The following is a 16339-nucleotide window of genomic DNA, read 5'->3' as shown; positions in this document are numbered from 1 at the left end:
GGACAAAAAGCCCAACTTTTATTAATGTATTCTATTTTACTACTGCGAACATATTTTCGCACGTTATTTAACTTATTTTAACAGTTCTGCTAAAGCCGTCTGATAATCCTCTGCAGCACTTTCAGCGGTCGTAATATCCGGTTTGTTCACCCCAACATAGGCTTTAATGACTGGTTCAGTACCGGATGGTCTTAAAGCAAGCCAAGTTTCATCGGCCAAGAAGTATTTTAGAACATTTGACTTCGGCAAGTCCGTCATAACCTGCGTTTGCCCATTAACCGTTTCTTCCTGCAATAAAAAGTCCTGCGTTTTAATTACTGGCACCCCATTAATCGCAGTTAGGTGTTCGTCACGCAATTTGCTCATCAGCAATGCCATCTTCTTCTGACCGCCAATTCCCGGCATTTCAATTGCACGCGTAATTTCATAAGACGTACCATATTTTTGCCAAATTTCTTTTAAGCCATCTAAAACAGTCATCCCGCGCGAAGCATAATATGATGCAACTTCCGCAAACATCAACGCGCCCTGCATGGCATCCTTATCACGAGCAAATGGCTTAAACAGATAGCCATAGCTCTCTTCAAAGCCCATCAGGAATTGCCCGTCATGTTCTTTGTTCATCCGGTCGACTTCTTCACCAATAAACTTAAAACCAGTCAAAACTGATTTTGTTTTAATGCCAAAGTCACGAGCAATCTTCAACGGCATTTGACTGGAAACAATTGAGGTAATCAATTCATAATCACTAGTCAACTTGCCGCTGTTTTTCAAATTAACCAGCAAATAATACGCCATCAAGGTGGCAATTTGGTTACCTGTCAGAACCTGAAAAGCACCATTTTCATCACGCACACATGCCCCCATCCGGTCGGCATCAGGATCAGTCGCAATAATCAAATCTGCCTGCTTTTGGTTGGCTAAAACCACACCGGGATCAAACACATCCCGATATTCTGGATTAGGCTTCTTAGTAGTTGGGAACTCTGGATCAATAATCGACTGACTGGGAACGGGAATAATATTGGTAAACCCGCCCTGACGAAATGCTCGGTCGTAAATCATTTTCCCCGTGCCGTGCAGCGGTGAATAAATAATTGTTAACTTAGAAGCATTTTCCTTAATCATTTGCGGATTAACATTAACGGTTTTTAATTCTGCCAGATATGCTTCATCAAGGTCTTCACCAATTAATTGCAACAAGCCTTGTGCCCGTAATTGTGCTACTGGTGCTGCCTTAATTGCAAACATATCGTTAACTTGCTGTGCATGAGCAAATACTCGCGCCGCATTCTCTGGTCCCATCTGAGCACCATCAGCGCCATAAACCTTGTAGCCGTTATATTGTTTGGCATTATGGGAAGCCGTGATGTTAATTCCAGCAAAAGTATGCAAATAACGTACAGCAAATGAAAGTTCCGGTGTCGGCCGCAAGTCATCAAACAAGTAAACGTGAATGCCGTGTGCCCCTAAAACGCGCGCAGCAATTTCCGCAAACTCCCGGGAATGATACCGGGAATCAAATGAAATAGCTACGCCGCGTTTTTGCGCTTCAAAACCATTTTCATCAATTAACCGCGCCAAGCCCTCAGTAACCCGCTCAATTGTAAACAAATTTATTCGGTTGGTACCTGGCTCAAGTCTTCCCCGCATCCCCGCGGTACCAAAATTAATCTCTTGACCAAAAGCATCTTCAACCCATTTCGAATCCTGACCTAAAACTGTCAGCTGCTGTTTTAAATAATCCGGCATATTCTGAACTTGTTGCCAATCCTTAAAAGTCTGCTCTGCATTCATTACCGTCATGTACCTCAATTCCCACACAATAAATTCGTTTTTATCTAATCTATTTTAGCATTTATTGTCATTAGTAAATAAAAAGAATTCATCTTCCGATGAATTCTTAAGATTAATCATTTAAATTTTGTAAGTAGTTATATGCTTCCTGTCCGGCTACGCTACCTTCACCAACTGCATTAGCAATCTGGCGCAGGTCCTTTGCCCGAACATCACCTAAAGCAAACACTCCAGGAACCTTGGTCCGCATATGCTCATCAGTTGGAATCCAACCCTTGTCATCTAAAACACCTAAGTCTTTAAACGCTGCAGTTTGCGGCAGCATTCCAACATAAATAAATACGCCGCGAGTAGCTAGCTCCTTTTGTTCACCAGTTTCCTTATCCTTATAAGTTACACCAGTGACCTTCTGACCGTCACCAACGATTGATTCAGTATCAGCATTCCAAATAAAATGCATCTTATCATTGGCAAAAGCACGTTTTTGTAAAGTAGCTTGTGCCCGCAATTGGTCGCGGCGGTGAATAACTGTTACCGATTTTGCAGATTGAGCAAGGTAAATCCCTTCTTCAATCGCGGAGTCGCCCCCACCAATGACTGCAATATCCTCATCTTTAAAGAATGCAGCATCACAAACAGCACAATAAGAAACACCTTTACCCGAATATTCTTCTTCACCCGGAACACCTAAATGGCGGTGATCAGCACCAGTTGCAATGATTAAAGCTTGAGTGGTATATTCGCCAGCATCAGTTTTAACAACCTTGGTATTACCATCAAGTTCAACTGACTGCACGTCACCATATTCAAATTCAGTACCAAAACGCATAATTGAATTATACATTTTTTCACCTAATTCAGGACCCTTAACGTCACTGAAGCCAGGATAGTTATCAATCGCGTCAGTATTGTTCATTTGACCGCCATAAAGTCCGCGATCAAGTAGCAACACTGATAAATTGGCACGTGAAGCATAGAGCGCAGCAGTCATGCCGCCGGGACCAGCACCAATAATAATTACATCATAATTCTTTGCCATGATTTCACCTCAAGTAGTTTCTTATTTTTAGTAAGTAAATTATACAATGGAAACCGCTTAAAGTCTAATTTCCTGCTTTGGACTTCGACCCATCATCTTGGTAATTTCATCATCCACATTGGTATTTTCATATAAAACCCGGTAAATTGCCTCACTAATTGGCATATCAATTTGCTTTTCCGCACATAATTCGTGGACTGCCTTAACCGTCGTTGCTCCTTCAACTACTTGTCCCATATTTTCAAGAATGTAGTCTAGACTCTTACCCTCGCCAATTTGCTTACCACAGCGCCAATTACGAGAATTAACAGAAGTACAAGTAACAATCAAGTCGCCAATACCAGCCAACCCACTAAAAGTTAACGGTTTAGCGCCAAAATAATTAACTCCAAGTCGCGTGATTTCTGCTAAACCTCTTGTCATCAAAGCAGCTTTGGCATCATCACCGTAATGCTTACCGACTAAAATCCCAGCGGCAATGGCGATGACGTTCTTAACGGCACCCGCGACTTCAACACCGACTAGATCATCATTAGTGTAAAAACGGACATAATCATTAGACATCATCTTTTGCACTTTTTGGGCATTTTCCATACTAGTCGAAGCACAAGAGATTGCTGTTAAGTCCTTCTGCGCAACACTTTCAGCATGACTAGGACCAGAAATCGCAACTATTTTATCGGTATCATTTGGATAAATTTCTTCAGTTAAAATTTCTGAAATTAATTTTTTGGTACCTGGTTCAATTCCCTTAGTTGCAGTAACTAATAACGGTTTATTGCCAGTTGCCGCCAAAACTTGGTGCACATTTTTGGCAACACTGCGAATTGCACTAGTTGGCAAAACAAACAAAACAACTTCAGCGCCAGCCAAAGCTGCTTCAAGATCACTAGTTGCCGTAGCTGTTTCATTAACTTGCCAATTCTTCATGTAATGCAAGTTAGTGTGCTGCTCATTAATTTCGCGGATGACCTGTTCATTATTGCCAAATAGAACAACTTCATTTCCTTTATCAGCAAGCATTGAACCCAAAACGGTTCCCCATGAACCTGCTCCTAAAACTGCAACTTTTGTCATTTTTATTCCTAACTTTCTTTAATAATAACTTTTAATCTCGTGAATACGGGTACTTCAGACCACTGCCGTCAAGATACCATTTGGGCTTAACTTTTACTCGGCGATAAATAAACAATGCCACTACCACTAAAAATAGCACTAAGCTTAATAATTGCGAAACGCGAATCCCGCCTGCCAAATACAAGCTATCAGTGCGCAGTCCCTCAACAAAAAAGCGGACAATTGCATACCAACCAAGATAAAACATAAAAACTTCACCCTGTTTAAAGAGATGCTTGCGATGACGCAGGCTTAAAAGGATTACCAGACCAACTAAGTTGAAAAATGATTCATACAAAAAAGTCGGCTGGTAATACACGCCATTAATTTTCATTTGCGAAATAATAAATTGCGGCAAATGGAGGCTTTGTAAAAAGGCCAAAGTTGTTGGGCCGCCATGAGCTTCTTGGTTCATGAAGTTCCCCCACCGACCCAAAATTTGAGCAGCAAGTACCCCTGGGGTAATTACATCAAGCATCAAAAACGGTGGTAAATTTCGCTTATGACAAAAAATCAACAGGACAATTGCCCCTGCAATTAAACCGCCATAGATCGCAATCCCGCCGTTCCAAATGGCAATAATCTGATCTGGGTGTTGCGAATAATAGCCCCATTCAAAAATCACATAGTAAATGCGGGCACCAACATACCCTAGCGGCACGCCCCATAACAGCAGATCAATAAAGTCATCGCTTGCAATTTGTCGACGCTTACCTTCAATTATCGCCATTGAAGCTGCAAGCACAATTGCAACCGCCATGATAACGCCGTACCACTTAATACTAATCCCACCCAATTGAAGGGCAACTGGATTAATTGTTAATGTCATTTATCTTTATCTCCTGCCATATTCTTTTGGGAATTTTCGGCAATTAGGGCTGTTAAATTATTATCAAAAGTTTGCGTGGCATCATGACCCCATTTTTTGGCACGGAAGTTCATGGTCGCGATTTCAATAATATCTTCCATGTTCCGACCAACTTTAACTGGAATGGTAATTTGAGGGATTTCCACATTACAAATCTCGCGCTTGCTCTCCTCAAAGCCAAGACGGTCATAGTTCTCGTTGTTGTCCCAATTGACTAATTTAATTACCAAGCTAATGCTGGAGCGCCGTTTCACGGCACCGACACCAAACAGATCCATCACGTCAATAATCCCGATGCCGCGAATTTCCATTAAATGCTTCAAAATTTTTGGCGCCTCACCCATTACAGTTTCAACGTCTCTTTGGTAAACGTCAACTCGGTCATCAGCAATCAGTCGGTGTCCGCGATGAATTAAGCCTAAGGCAGTTTCCGACTTACCAACACCGGAATCGCCAGTCAATAAGACACCTAAGCCCTTAACTTCAACTAACACGCCATGGATTGTATCACGAATAGCTAGTCGCTCACGCAAATATTCAGTCAAAATGCTTGAGACATACGTCGTTGACTCTGGCGATGTCAAAATGGGAATCTGTGCCTTGTCTGCAGCTTCAACCAGCTCCTGCGGAATCCGCAGCGACCGGGAAATGAAAAAGCAGGGCGTTTGCGGCGTACACATTTTAGTAAAAACCCGCACAAGACTCTCATGATCCAGCCTTGCTGAATAAGAAATCTCTGTTCGCCCTAAGAGCTGAATCCGTTGCTTAGGATAGAAGTCAAAATAACCTGTTAACTCTAATCCTGGTCGGTAAATATCCGACACAGTAATTTCTGTATTTGCAACATACTGCTTACCATGAGCAACATGAATAATCTTATTATCCCGAATTAACTTTTCTAATTTAACAGCATTTACCATTTTAACTGCCTCGATATTTTACTGATCAACATCCTTGGTCTTAACATTACGCGCTTTTTTTCGCTTAGGCTGATCACTATTATGCCTGTCTGTCCAATTATTGCTGCTCTTGTCATCTTTTTTAGAAAAATGATTAATCAGCCAAATAATCAGCGCAATCACAATAATCGCCGGCAGGAGCATAAATAAAATATGAAAGAATCCAAATAGCAAAATCAAGATGATTGCTGCACCTAATACTAAACCAACTATTCCCCAAAAACTCATTTTTTCACCTATTCTGGATTGTCTTGACTAAGCAGCCACTGCAAATATGCGTAGACAAATGGCTGCAGCTTTCCATCCATTACACCACTAGTATCCGCAGTTTCATAGCTAGTACGCAAATCCTTAACTAAATTATAAGGATGAAAAACATAGGAGCGGATTTGTGAGCCCCAACCAATTTCTTTTTGGTCACCCTTGAGCTCTTGTTTGTGCTGACGCTTTTTTTCTTCTTCTAGGTGAAAGAGCTTGGCACGTAGTTCGTTCATCGCGGTTTCACGGTTTTGCAGCTGCGAGCGCTGTGCTTGTGAAGTCGTCACAAAGCCCGTTGGCAGGTGCGTAATCCGAACAGCACTAGAGGTTTTATTGATATGCTGACCACCAGCACCACTTGAACGGTAAACATCAATTCGTAAATCTTTAGGATTAATGTCGATTTTAATACTATCATCAATTTCAGGAATAACCTCAACTGAAGCAAACGAAGTGTGGCGGCGCTTAGCAGAGTCAAATGGCGAAATCCGTACTAAACGATGAACACCATTTTCAGACTTCAATAAGCCATACGCGTTCTTTCCTGTTACTCGAACACTGACACTTTTGACACCAGCTTCTTCACCTGGTTCATAATTATTGATTTCAAATTTAAAATCGCGTGAATCGGCATACCGTTGATACATTCTGAGCAGCATTGCCGCCCAATCCATTGCTTCCGTACCACCAGCACCCGGATGAATTTCTAATAAAGCATTGTGATTATCATATTTGCCCGATAAGAGCAGATCCATTTCATAATCATGAAATTCATCCTGCAGTTTAACTAAGTCAGTTTCCACTTCTTCTTGCAAATCCTGATCGGGCTCAAGCCGCAATAATTCCAAAGCAGTTGTTTCATTTTGATAATTTTCTTGTAAATGAACAAAGGAATCACGCTTTTCCTTGAGTAAATTATTGTCAGCGATTAACTGTTGGGCCTTTTCTTGATTATCCCAAAAACCCGGCTCCTGCATCTTACCTTCATTTACGGCAATACTTTCATCAATTGATTCAAGGTCAAAGAGACCCCCTAAAGTGATCTAGCCGCTTTTTTAATTCGTCTAGCGCACTTTGAATTTCGCTAATTTCCATTATCTAGTCCTTTTCTTTTGTTTACCAGCAAAAAAGAGAAAGCACCCTTGCTTTCCCTTAAACCCGTTATTACCGGCTAAGATTTTGTCTGATTTCAGCTTTCAAGAACAACCGAGTTACGTCAAATTCAATATTTGAAATCATTTCTTCAAACATGTTGTACCCTGAATCTTGATATTCAACTAACGGGTTAAGTTGACCATACCCACGCAGACTAATTGATTGCCGCAATTGATCCATCGCATCAATGTGGTCAGTCCAACGATCATCAACAACTCGCAGAATAACAACCTTTTCAAATTCAAGCATTTCTGATGGATCAGCTAAAGCACGTTCTTTTTCTTCAAAGTTAGCTTCAACAATATCATAGAGCTTTTGCTTTAATTCCGGCACGGTAATAGTCTTAAAGTCAAACTTATCAGCGACTTCTTCACTGGTGATGCTAGAAACAATAAAGTCACGTAATGAATCCAGCCGCCACTTCTTGCGATCGCCTTGCGTGAACATATCAACCTGACTGCTAATTGTCCGCTGAATCATTGGCACCAAAACATCCTTCAGGGACTTTTCTTCACCAATTACCTGCATCCGTTCACCGTAAATAATTTCACGCTGAATCCGCATGACGTCATCATATTGCAGTGTTTGCTTACGAGTATCATAATTATTACCTTCAACCCGCTTTTGCGCAGACTCAACTTGCCGTGTAATCAGGCGGCTTTCGATTACCTTATCATCATCATTATCTGATAAGCGATCCAAGAAGTCCTTAACTCGGTCACCACCAAAGCGCTTCATCAAGTCATCTTCAAGTGATAGATAAAATCTCGTCATGCCTGGGTCACCTTGACGACCCGAACGACCACGAAGCTGGTTATCAATTCTTCGTGATTCATGCCGCTCAGTTCCGATAACTGCAAGACCACCTAATTCTTTTACACCAGGCCCTAACTTAATATCAGTACCACGACCAGCCATGTTCGTCGCAATTGTCACGGCACCACGTTGACCGGCATTCATGATAATTTGGGCTTCCTTAGCATGGTTCTTCGCATTTAACACCGCATGCGGGATACCAGCACGATTAAGAAGGTTACTCAATCGTTCTGAACTTTCGACAGCCACCGTACCAACTAAAACAGGCTGACCCTTTTCATGACGTTGCTGAATATCAGTAACAACGGCGCTGAACTTTGAATCTAAAGTCGGATACAAAATATCAGACTTATCAATTCTGGCAATTGGTCGGTTGGTTGGAATCGTGATTACCTGCATGTTGTAGATTTCACGAAATTCTTCTTCTTCGGTCTTAGCAGTACCAGTCATTCCTGACAGCTTTTTGTACATTCTGAAAAAGTTCTGGTAAGTAATCGTTGCCTGCGTCTTTGATTCTTCTTGAATCTTCACGCCTTCCTTGGCTTCAATTGCTTGATGCAGGCCATCAGAATAACGCCGACCCTGCATTACCCGACCAGTAAATGAGTCAACGATCAAAACTTCGCCATCTTGAACAACATAGTCAATATCCTTGAGCATGATATAGTTAGCTCTTAACGCTTGATCAAGGTGGTGAACCAGTTTTTGGTTTTCGACATCATACAGGTTCTTTAACCCGAAATGCTCACAAGCCTTTTCAATTCCTGTCCGTGTCAGTGAAATTGTCTTAGTCGGCCAATCAATCTTGTAATCGCCGTAATCTTTGTCATCATCAACATCGTCATCACTTTTATCTTCTTGAAGCTTCTTAACAAACCTATCAGCGCGAATATAGTCACCATTAGCTTGTTCAGCCTCACCGGAAATAATCAGTGGCGTTCTGGCCTCATCAATTAAAATTGAATCGACCTCATCAATAATCGCGTAATTAAGCGGTCTTTGAACCATTTGTTCCTTGTAAACAACCATGTTGTCGCGCAAGTAATCAAAACCGAGTTCAGAGTTAGTTGAATAAGTAACATCACAATTATAAGCAGCCCGCTTTTCATCTGGGGCCATTGAGTTCAGATTCAATCCTACTGTCAGACCAAGCCACTTGTACAGTTGACCCATTTCTTCTTCGTCACGGCTTGACAAGTATTCGTTAACCGTAACCACATGAACGCCCTTACCAGTCAAAGCATTCAGATAAACTGGCATGGTGGCTGTCAAAGTCTTACCTTCACCAGTCATCATTTCAGCAATATTACCAAAGTGTAAGGCAATCCCACCCAAAATTTGAACGTGGAACGGATATAAGCCTAAGACTCTCTTAGCACCTTCTCTGGCAACCGCAAAAGCTTCTGGCAAAATTGCATCTAGGTCTTCACCCTTCTTCAGCCGTTCTTGAAATTCTGGTGTCTTAGCCTTTAATTGCTCATCAGAAAGTTTGCCGTATTCATCAGCATGACTTTCAACTTGACTTGCTATCTTTTCGAACTTTTTTAGTTCTCGTTTATCATTGTTATATAGTTTCTTTAAAATGTTTACCATTAAATCGATCCTTAAATTGTACTTAAGTATAAAAACACATGATAATTTTACCATGATTAACGCAAAATGAAAAATAAACAAAACAAAGACCTCACATTAAATGTGGGGCCCCTGCCAACAAATTATTATTTTTATTTAGTTTCAATTAAACCGTATCGACCATCATTTCTGCGGTAAACAACACTGGCACCGTTAGTTTCAGCATCTTGAAAGACAAAGAAATCATGTTCCAGCATGTTCATTTGCAAAATTGCTTCTTCAGGACTCATTGGTTTTAAGCCAATTTGCTTATTACGGACAATATCAAACTCACTATCTACTTTTTCTTTCTGTTCTTCTTCTGGAGTTTCTACAAAAAAATCATTAACTCCCTTTTCACGACTCTTACGGTTTACCCGTGTCTTGTATTTTCTAATTTGCCGTTCTAATTTTTCAGAAACAAAGTCGATACTTCGATACATATCATCAGTTGTATCTTCAGCTCTCAATACTAAGTATGGCAGTGGAATAGTAACTTCAACTTTAGCTGTATGATCGCGATAAACTTTTAGATTAACATGAGCAACCATGTCTTGATTTAATTCAAAATATTTTTCTAATTTTTTTAGGCGCTTCTCAACATAACTTCTTAAAGCGTCAGTTACCTCGATATTTTCACCACGAACATTATACTTTAACATAATGAGATTCTCCTTTCGAGCTGCTTAGCAGCCTTTTGTTATTTATATTATAACAAAACTTGAAAGCGCTAAACAAGGAATAACCTACCGGTAAATTGAAAAACTTTCAATCCTAGCTGCCGGAAATACAGCTGAGAGTGCATCCCGGGCATGATACAAAGTTCGCCCAGTAGTATAAATATCATCCAAAAGTAAAATCTTACGTTGATTAAGTTGATTAAAATCAAGCGCTAAATCATGATTGACACCAAAAGTTTGTCCACTTTTTAACCGCTCTGTCCGATTTTTCGACCCTTGGGCACCATAATCACCGCTTTTAAGCAAAATTGGTGTTAATGGAACTATCTCGTCATAGATTGCACTAATTGTATCAAATTGGCGCTTTTCAAGATGTGCGACAGAAGTCGGAATCGGAACGTAATAATCTGCTTTAACTTGCTTTAATTCTTGATCGCACAATTCCTGAAGTACAGCCCGCAAGACGTAATCGCCATAACGCTTATAATTAACCATCAAGTCATGAGCAGCATCGTTATAACGCAAAACAGCATAGTGATGCAGTAATTTAGAGCCATAAATTTTGCGCCAAGTACGGCAATTCAGACATACACCATTGGGGGCTAATTCACCAGCACAAACTGGACACTTACGGTCTGGTAAAGATTGAAATTTGGCACGACACCGCGGACAAATACGTTGCACGTGCACTTTTTGCCATGAAAAGACCTGCCGTAAAGAAATAGCTGGGGCAAATTGTTGCCCGCATAATAAGCAGCTGTTCATCGATTCATTTCCTTAATTTGCTTCACGGCACTGCGCAAATTTGCCGTATATTTGTGATAGCAAAATAGCACTAAGCCATCAGTATCATCTTGGGCTCGACCAACACGACCAGCTATTTGAACAAGACTAGCTGGAGTGTAAATTTGGTCATCAGCGGCAAGAACAATCACCCAAACATGTTTAAATGTTACCCCGCGCTCTAAAATTGTTGTGGTTACCAAAACTTGTAGTTGCTGTTTACGAAATTGCTCTACTTTCTCTAGTCGCTTTTTATCAGCAGCATAAACCCCTGCCATCGCAATATCAGCTAATTCCATTTCCCGCCTAAGTGCCGCTAAATACACGGGAATTTGCTCAACTCTGGGAACAAATAATAGCAAAGGACGTCCTTCTTCAATTGCCGTCAAAATCGCCGCCAACAATTTAGGATGTAGCTTACCCCGATTTAAAAACTGGCGCAAAAATAATTTTTCTTTTGGGACTGGAAGTTTACCACCGTGAAAACGCTGGTTTAATTTCAAAATTTGCAGCTGCCCTGCTTTTACTTGTGTCAATAAATCAGCGGTCGGTGTTGCGGTCAAATAAACCCGCACGCCGCTTTCCTTTACCGCATTTTGTGCGCCAAAATGAAGCTGGTCGTTACCAGCATAAGGAAAAGAATCAACTTCATCAATCACTAATAGATCAAAGGCGCGATAAAACTTTAGTAATTGGTGCGTCGTACAAATTGTCAACTGCTCTAATCCTGGTTCCTGATACTTGCGGCCATGATACACACCAATTTCAACTTGAGCAAATGCTGCCCGTACTCGCGGATACAGCTCATTTATCACATCAATCCGCGGTGTAGCAATACAAACTCGCTGCCCTAACTTCAAACTTTCCGCCAGCAGCGCAAATAGCATTTCTGTTTTACCTGCACCTGTTACAGCGTGAACTAAGGTATTTTGATGCTGATTAAAATTATTAACTAACTGCTGTGAAATTTGTGCCTGCAGACTAGTCAACTTGCCAACCCAAGTTAAGCCGCCAGTTTTAGAAATCGGAAAATTTACTTTCATCTGGTTGCGCCACAAATAATCGCCTTCAACTATTCGCCCAATATTTAAACATGAACGGCAGTATTTTTTACCGTTGGGCAATTGCGCTTTCACCTTTGCGCCGCAACGATTACACTGACCATTAGTAATTGCGGCGATTTTCGTCAGTGCCATATTTGTGCTAAAATCCTCTTGACCGCCAACCCATTGGCGACCTGCGAGGCGCGTTAAGTCTTCCATTCCACTGCCTCCATTAATAACTACGCAAAAAGAAGGTAAAATTTTTTGACTAACGAAAATTATTTAACAATTAAAGAAAACGGCGACCATGAAATAATCATCAAGAAAAGCCGCTTTATCGCCAGTTTGGCAAGAACAACATCAGTTAGTGAAGCCGAAGAATTCATTGCAGCAACCAGCAAAAAATACCACGATGCCACTCACAATACCTTTGCCTACACGATTGGTCTAAATGACGATCACGTTAAAGCCAGCGATAATGGTGAGCCTTCTGGCACCGCTGGAGTGCCGGAATTAAAGGTGCTCCAGCTAATGAACTTAAAAAACGTAACTGTTGTTGTGACGCGCTACTTTGGCGGTATCAAGCTTGGTGCTGGCGGCTTAATCAGAGCTTATTCTAATAGCGTTAGCGAAGGTGCTCAAGCAATCGGAGTGGTGAAACGCGTTCGCCAGCAAGAAGTGATTTTTCACGTTGCCTACAACCGTTTTGATGAAGTAGACCATTTTTTAAAACAAAAAGATATTTATGTTGCTAAAATCGACTATGGTGTTGACATTGCCATGCATCTTTTTATTGATGACCACGACCAAGCTGCTTTAGAAAAAGTGTTAACTAATCTGCTTGCTGGCAAAGTAACCTTCACTAACGGCGAAAAGCGCTACAATGAACTGCTAATTAATACACATAATTATCACGAAAAATAAAAAAGACTAGCTTCAATTCTAGTCTTTTTTGTCGTTTTGATGTTTTAATTGTTCCGGCTTATCCTGTCCCAGATGCCAAACCTCGACCGTCGGATCCTTAGTACTGCGCGCACTAATTATCTTTTGCGTTAAATGCAAGAATGGCTTATACTTCTCGCCTAATAGTCCAATTGATTCCACAAACAATTCTAGGGCAAGCAAGAGTCCAACTATAAGCAGCCACGTGCCCCAAGTCGGCGACAGAAGAAACAGCAGCGAAATAAAGGAAAAGATTAACGACAGAGCATAAATTGTTAATACTGTTTGCCTGTGCGTCAGTCCCATCCGCATTAACTGATGGTGCAAGTGGTGCTTATCAGCTTGAGAAACTGGGCGCTTATTTAATTTGCGCCGAATCATTGCATAAATTGTGTCAGTAATCGGTACTCCTAAAATAATAATTGGCACTAACAAAGAAATAAAGGTAACATTTTTTAACCCTTTAAGTGACAAAACCGAAATCATAAAGCCAATATATAACGCTCCCGTATCACCTAAAAATATTTTTGCCGGATGAAAGTTATACGGTAAAAAGCCTAATAAACACGCCGCAAGCATAAAGCACGCAATTGGAATATATAATTGCCGTGTATGCAGGAAAAAGTAGCCAACAATTCCCATTGTGAACAAGGAGATCATTGAAACCCCATCGGCTAGACCATCTAAGCCATCAATCAAATTGACGGCATTAGTCAAAGCCAAAATCCAAAAAATAGTAATTGGCAGGCTCCACCAGCCTAAATTAATTTGCTTATTGATAAACGGCACGTTAAGAACGTTCATCTTAATGCCGCCCAAGAAGTAAATCACTAGCGCACCAACAAAAATACCAAACATTTTTTGTCGGGGTTTTAATTCTAAAATATCATCAATCATCCCAGTTAATACAACAACACTTGATGCCAGCAAAATGCTAAATGATTCATGAGTGGGAAATTGTTCCCGCAATAAAACGAAAACCCCAATATTAAAGGTTACAAAAATACCGAGCCCGCCTAAAGTTGGCATTGGCGTTTTATTTACACGTCTAGCATTGGGATTATCAACCGCACCAAGCACAAAGGCCAATCTTCTGATAAAAGGAGTAATGGCCGCCTGAATGATTACCAAAAAGAATAATTCAACAATAATTTTAAACATAATTTGGCTACTTTCATAATTTAGTTGCTTTTAATTATACAGGCTTGGGCAAAAATGCACAAATTAGGCGAAAAAGCAAAAAATGCTCTATTAGAAAAATCTTCTAATGGAGCATTTTGTTTAGTCTAAAGATCAAAAAACTAATCGTTAGCTATTACCGTATTAAACATGTTGTAATGGTTACTTGCATTACCATTCAAACCATCATTAATTGAACTAAAGTCAAAATGATCAATCCCAGAAATTGGACCTGGTACCTTATGGAACATTGCAACCATACTTGTAACGTTGTGTGTATCAAAATTGTTGACATCAAGATTTCTTAAACTAATGTCATCATGGAACATACTTGCCATCGAAGTAACCTTGCTAGTATTAAAACTACTTACGTTAACACTAGTTAAACTTTTATTAAACGCAAACATTTGATGCATATCAGTTACATTTGAAGTGTCAAAGTTACTCAGATCCAAATTAGTTAAGGCAGGAATAAAGTTAGTAGGACCCGACATATTAAACATACCAGACATATCTGTTACCTTACTTGTGTTAAAACTACTTAAATCAAGACTTTTTACACTAACATCAGCCGCAAACATTCTTGACATATTTTCCACATTAGCAGTATCAAATTTGCTTAAGTCTAAACCTTTCAGATTGGGATCATATCCAAACATTACTGACATATCTGTTACTTTGCTGGTATCGAAATTACTTACATCTAGGTTTGTTAACAGTTCATTCTTTTCAAACATAGATACCATATTTGTTACATTACTTGTATTAAAGTTACTTACGTCTAATTTTGTTAAAGACTCATCAAAGAAAAACATATATGACATATCTGTTACTTTACCAGTATTAAAGCTACTTATATTTAAGTTCTTTAACCCTTTAGCATTAGCAAACATATTAGACATATCTGTTACCTTACTAGTATCAAAACTACTTAAATCTAAACTAGTTAAATTACTATCATCATTAAACATATAAGACATGTCCGTTGCCTTACTAGTATCAACTTTATTTAAACCTTTGATTTCAGTAACATTTTCTAAACCTTCAAACATTTGACTTGCATCTGAAGGAAAGCTAACTTTTGAATCAATACTTATTGTTCGAATATCATTAGGATCAATTTTCATATTACTTACTGAAGTTGCAATAGTGTCTTCATTAGACAAAGTATCACCAGCTTTACCAGCAGCAATATGCAATGTCTTGGTACTTGGATCATAAGTTAAATCACATTGACCACTTACACCCTTTTTAATATTAGAAGATGTTGAATTACTACTATTTGATGAGCTCGAACTGCTTGAACCGCCATTGTTTACTGGTGGTTGCGGCTTAGAATTATCTGACGAACCTGAACTAGTTGATGAACCTGTACCTGTTGAACTACCACCATTTGCTACGTTTGAACCAGTGGAACTACTTGAGCTAGGTGTATTGCTACTTGGCTTCGAAGAATCAGTCTTAGCAGGATTTGGTGTAGACGTGTTGCTATTATTTAATACTACATTCTCCGTCAAAATATACTTACCATTTCCTAATGCATAATAGGTCTTTCCCTTAATAGTTTTTACACCATAAGTATAAATAGTCTTACCAGCTTTTAAAACTGTTTTATCAGCACGTTTACCACTCTTAGTATACAAGTACGACTCTTTTACAACTTTAGCATTCTTAGCTATTTTTACATGACTTGCTAGTACATACTTGCCATGACCTAAAGAATAATATGCTTTTCCTTTAATAGTTTTATTCCCATAAATTTTAACCGTTTTACCGTTCTTTAAAGCTTTTTTACTGGTACGCTTTCCCGACTTATTGTAAAGATAAGTTTTCTTGGTTACTTTCGCAATTTGAACCGAACTTGTAGCCTTTTTAGTACTTGCTTGTGTACTTGTTGGTACTGCTGCATGAACCTGATTAATTGTTGTCAGACCACCAATCGTGCCGGCAATTACTGCCGCACCAACCATTAATTTGCGGCTCGACTTTTTGTTATTCTTCAAAAAAGCTTTAATTAACCGTTTTCTATTATTAAAATGCATATTAAGTTCCTCCTATATTAAATTATTTTCTACATATTTAATAATAATCTT

14 protein-coding genes are annotated in these 16339 nt (G+C 39.7%); 1 reads left to right on the top strand and 13 read right to left on the bottom strand.

Features of this window, described 5'->3' with window-relative positions; genetic code table 11:
- Window positions 1-72: 72 nt before the first annotated feature.
- The 11 genes from PT281_RS03690 to PT281_RS03640 all read right to left on the bottom strand — a co-directional run bounded on the left by PT281_RS03690 (window position 73) and on the right by PT281_RS03640 (window position 12344).
- Window positions 73-1797 (bottom strand): phospho-sugar mutase, encoded by a 1725-nt coding sequence (locus tag PT281_RS03690; RefSeq protein WP_277152256.1) that lies wholly within the window; start codon window positions 1795-1797, stop codon window positions 73-75.
- A gap of 112 nt (window positions 1798-1909) precedes the next feature.
- The gene (gene trxB / locus PT281_RS03685; RefSeq protein ID WP_277152152.1) at window positions 1910-2836 is read right to left on the bottom strand and encodes a thioredoxin-disulfide reductase; all 927 of its coding nucleotides are present in this window, start codon (window positions 2834-2836) and stop codon (window positions 1910-1912) included.
- A 57-nt stretch (window positions 2837-2893) separates the two neighbouring features.
- Entirely contained in the window at window positions 2894-3913 is a 1020-nt protein-coding gene (locus PT281_RS03680) for an NAD(P)H-dependent glycerol-3-phosphate dehydrogenase (protein ID WP_277152150.1), read from the bottom strand.
- A gap of 31 nt (window positions 3914-3944) precedes the next feature.
- Complete coding sequence (gene lgt / locus PT281_RS03675; RefSeq protein ID WP_277152149.1) at window positions 3945-4781, bottom strand: prolipoprotein diacylglyceryl transferase; 837 nt, start codon at window positions 4779-4781, stop codon at window positions 3945-3947.
- Window positions 4778-5740, bottom strand: a complete 963-nt coding sequence (hprK, locus tag PT281_RS03670) for an HPr(Ser) kinase/phosphatase (RefSeq protein WP_277152146.1) — start codon at window positions 5738-5740, stop codon at window positions 4778-4780. Before hprK ends, lgt begins: the two co-directional genes overlap by 4 nt.
- An 18-nt stretch (window positions 5741-5758) precedes the next feature.
- Window positions 5759-6007: a hypothetical protein gene (locus PT281_RS03665; protein WP_277152144.1), complete on the bottom strand. Its 249-nt coding sequence runs from the start codon at window positions 6005-6007 to the stop codon at window positions 5759-5761.
- 8 nt (window positions 6008-6015) lie between these two features.
- Window positions 6016-7132, bottom strand: a protein-coding gene (prfB, locus tag PT281_RS03660) for a peptide chain release factor 2 (RefSeq protein ID WP_277152143.1) whose coding sequence is annotated in 2 segments (ribosomal slippage) — window positions 6016-7059 and window positions 7061-7132 — 1116 coding nt in all. Because the reading frame shifts where the segments join, the coding sequence is not laid out codon by codon here.
- Window positions 7133-7201: 69 nt separating this feature from the next.
- On the bottom strand, window positions 7202-9601 hold the full coding sequence (secA, locus tag PT281_RS03655) for a preprotein translocase subunit SecA (protein WP_277152141.1): 2400 nt from the start codon (window positions 9599-9601) through the stop codon (window positions 7202-7204).
- 131 nt (window positions 9602-9732) lie between these two features.
- Window positions 9733-10281, bottom strand: a complete 549-nt coding sequence (raiA, locus tag PT281_RS03650; protein ID WP_277152139.1) for a ribosome-associated translation inhibitor RaiA — start codon at window positions 10279-10281, stop codon at window positions 9733-9735.
- Between the two features lie 84 nt (window positions 10282-10365).
- Window positions 10366-11064: a ComF family protein gene (locus PT281_RS03645; protein WP_277152137.1), complete on the bottom strand. Its 699-nt coding sequence runs from the start codon at window positions 11062-11064 to the stop codon at window positions 10366-10368.
- Complete coding sequence (locus tag PT281_RS03640; RefSeq protein ID WP_277152135.1) at window positions 11061-12344, bottom strand: helicase-related protein; 1284 nt, start codon at window positions 12342-12344, stop codon at window positions 11061-11063. The genes PT281_RS03645 and PT281_RS03640 overlap by 4 nt, the downstream gene beginning before the upstream one ends.
- Before the next feature lie 45 nt (window positions 12345-12389).
- On the opposite strand from PT281_RS03640, the gene PT281_RS03635 reads away from it, so the two are divergent.
- Window positions 12390-13049: a YigZ family protein gene (locus PT281_RS03635; protein ID WP_277152133.1), complete on the top strand. Its 660-nt coding sequence runs from the start codon at window positions 12390-12392 to the stop codon at window positions 13047-13049.
- Between the two features lie 18 nt (window positions 13050-13067).
- On the opposite strand, the gene PT281_RS03630 is transcribed toward PT281_RS03635, so the two are convergent.
- On the bottom strand, window positions 13068-14228 hold the full coding sequence (locus PT281_RS03630; protein ID WP_277152131.1) for an MraY family glycosyltransferase: 1161 nt from the start codon (window positions 14226-14228) through the stop codon (window positions 13068-13070).
- A gap of 140 nt (window positions 14229-14368) precedes the next feature.
- Window positions 14369-16288: a BspA family leucine-rich repeat surface protein gene (locus PT281_RS03625; RefSeq protein WP_277152129.1), complete on the bottom strand. Its 1920-nt coding sequence runs from the start codon at window positions 16286-16288 to the stop codon at window positions 14369-14371.
- Window positions 16289-16339 lie beyond the last annotated feature (51 nt).

This window comes from Lactobacillus sp. ESL0701, assembly GCF_029433445.1.
Taxonomy (GTDB): Bacteria; Bacillota; Bacilli; order Lactobacillales; family Lactobacillaceae; genus Lactobacillus.
Note: the sequence above shows the minus strand (reverse complement) of the source record. Positions and strands in the feature narration are given on the sequence as shown.

What these genes read in the sequence shown, in the direction of transcription:
- PT281_RS03690 (WP_277152256.1), bottom strand. Translation starts at nt 1,797, where the DNA reads ATGAATGCAGAGCAGACTTTTAAGGATTGGCAACAAGTTCAGAATATG.
- trxB (WP_277152152.1), bottom strand. Translation starts at nt 2,836, where the DNA reads ATGGCAAAGAATTATGATGTAATTATTATTGGTGCTGGTCCCGGCGGC.
- PT281_RS03680 (WP_277152150.1), bottom strand. Translation starts at nt 3,913, where the DNA reads ATGACAAAAGTTGCAGTTTTAGGAGCAGGTTCATGGGGAACCGTTTTG.
- lgt (WP_277152149.1), bottom strand. Translation starts at nt 4,781, where the DNA reads ATGACATTAACAATTAATCCAGTTGCCCTTCAATTGGGTGGGATTAGT.
- hprK (WP_277152146.1), bottom strand. Translation starts at nt 5,740, where the DNA reads ATGGTAAATGCTGTTAAATTAGAAAAGTTAATTCGGGATAATAAGATT.
- PT281_RS03665 (WP_277152144.1), bottom strand. Translation starts at nt 6,007, where the DNA reads ATGAGTTTTTGGGGAATAGTTGGTTTAGTATTAGGTGCAGCAATCATC.
- secA (WP_277152141.1), bottom strand. Translation starts at nt 9,601, where the DNA reads ATGGTAAACATTTTAAAGAAACTATATAACAATGATAAACGAGAACTA.
- raiA (WP_277152139.1), bottom strand. Translation starts at nt 10,281, where the DNA reads ATGTTAAAGTATAATGTTCGTGGTGAAAATATCGAGGTAACTGACGCT.
- PT281_RS03645 (WP_277152137.1), bottom strand. Translation starts at nt 11,064, where the DNA reads ATGAACAGCTGCTTATTATGCGGGCAACAATTTGCCCCAGCTATTTCT.
- PT281_RS03640 (WP_277152135.1), bottom strand. Translation starts at nt 12,344, where the DNA reads ATGGAAGACTTAACGCGCCTCGCAGGTCGCCAATGGGTTGGCGGTCAA.
- PT281_RS03630 (WP_277152131.1), bottom strand. Translation starts at nt 14,228, where the DNA reads ATGTTTAAAATTATTGTTGAATTATTCTTTTTGGTAATCATTCAGGCG.
- PT281_RS03625 (WP_277152129.1), bottom strand. Translation starts at nt 16,288, where the DNA reads ATGCATTTTAATAATAGAAAACGGTTAATTAAAGCTTTTTTGAAGAAT.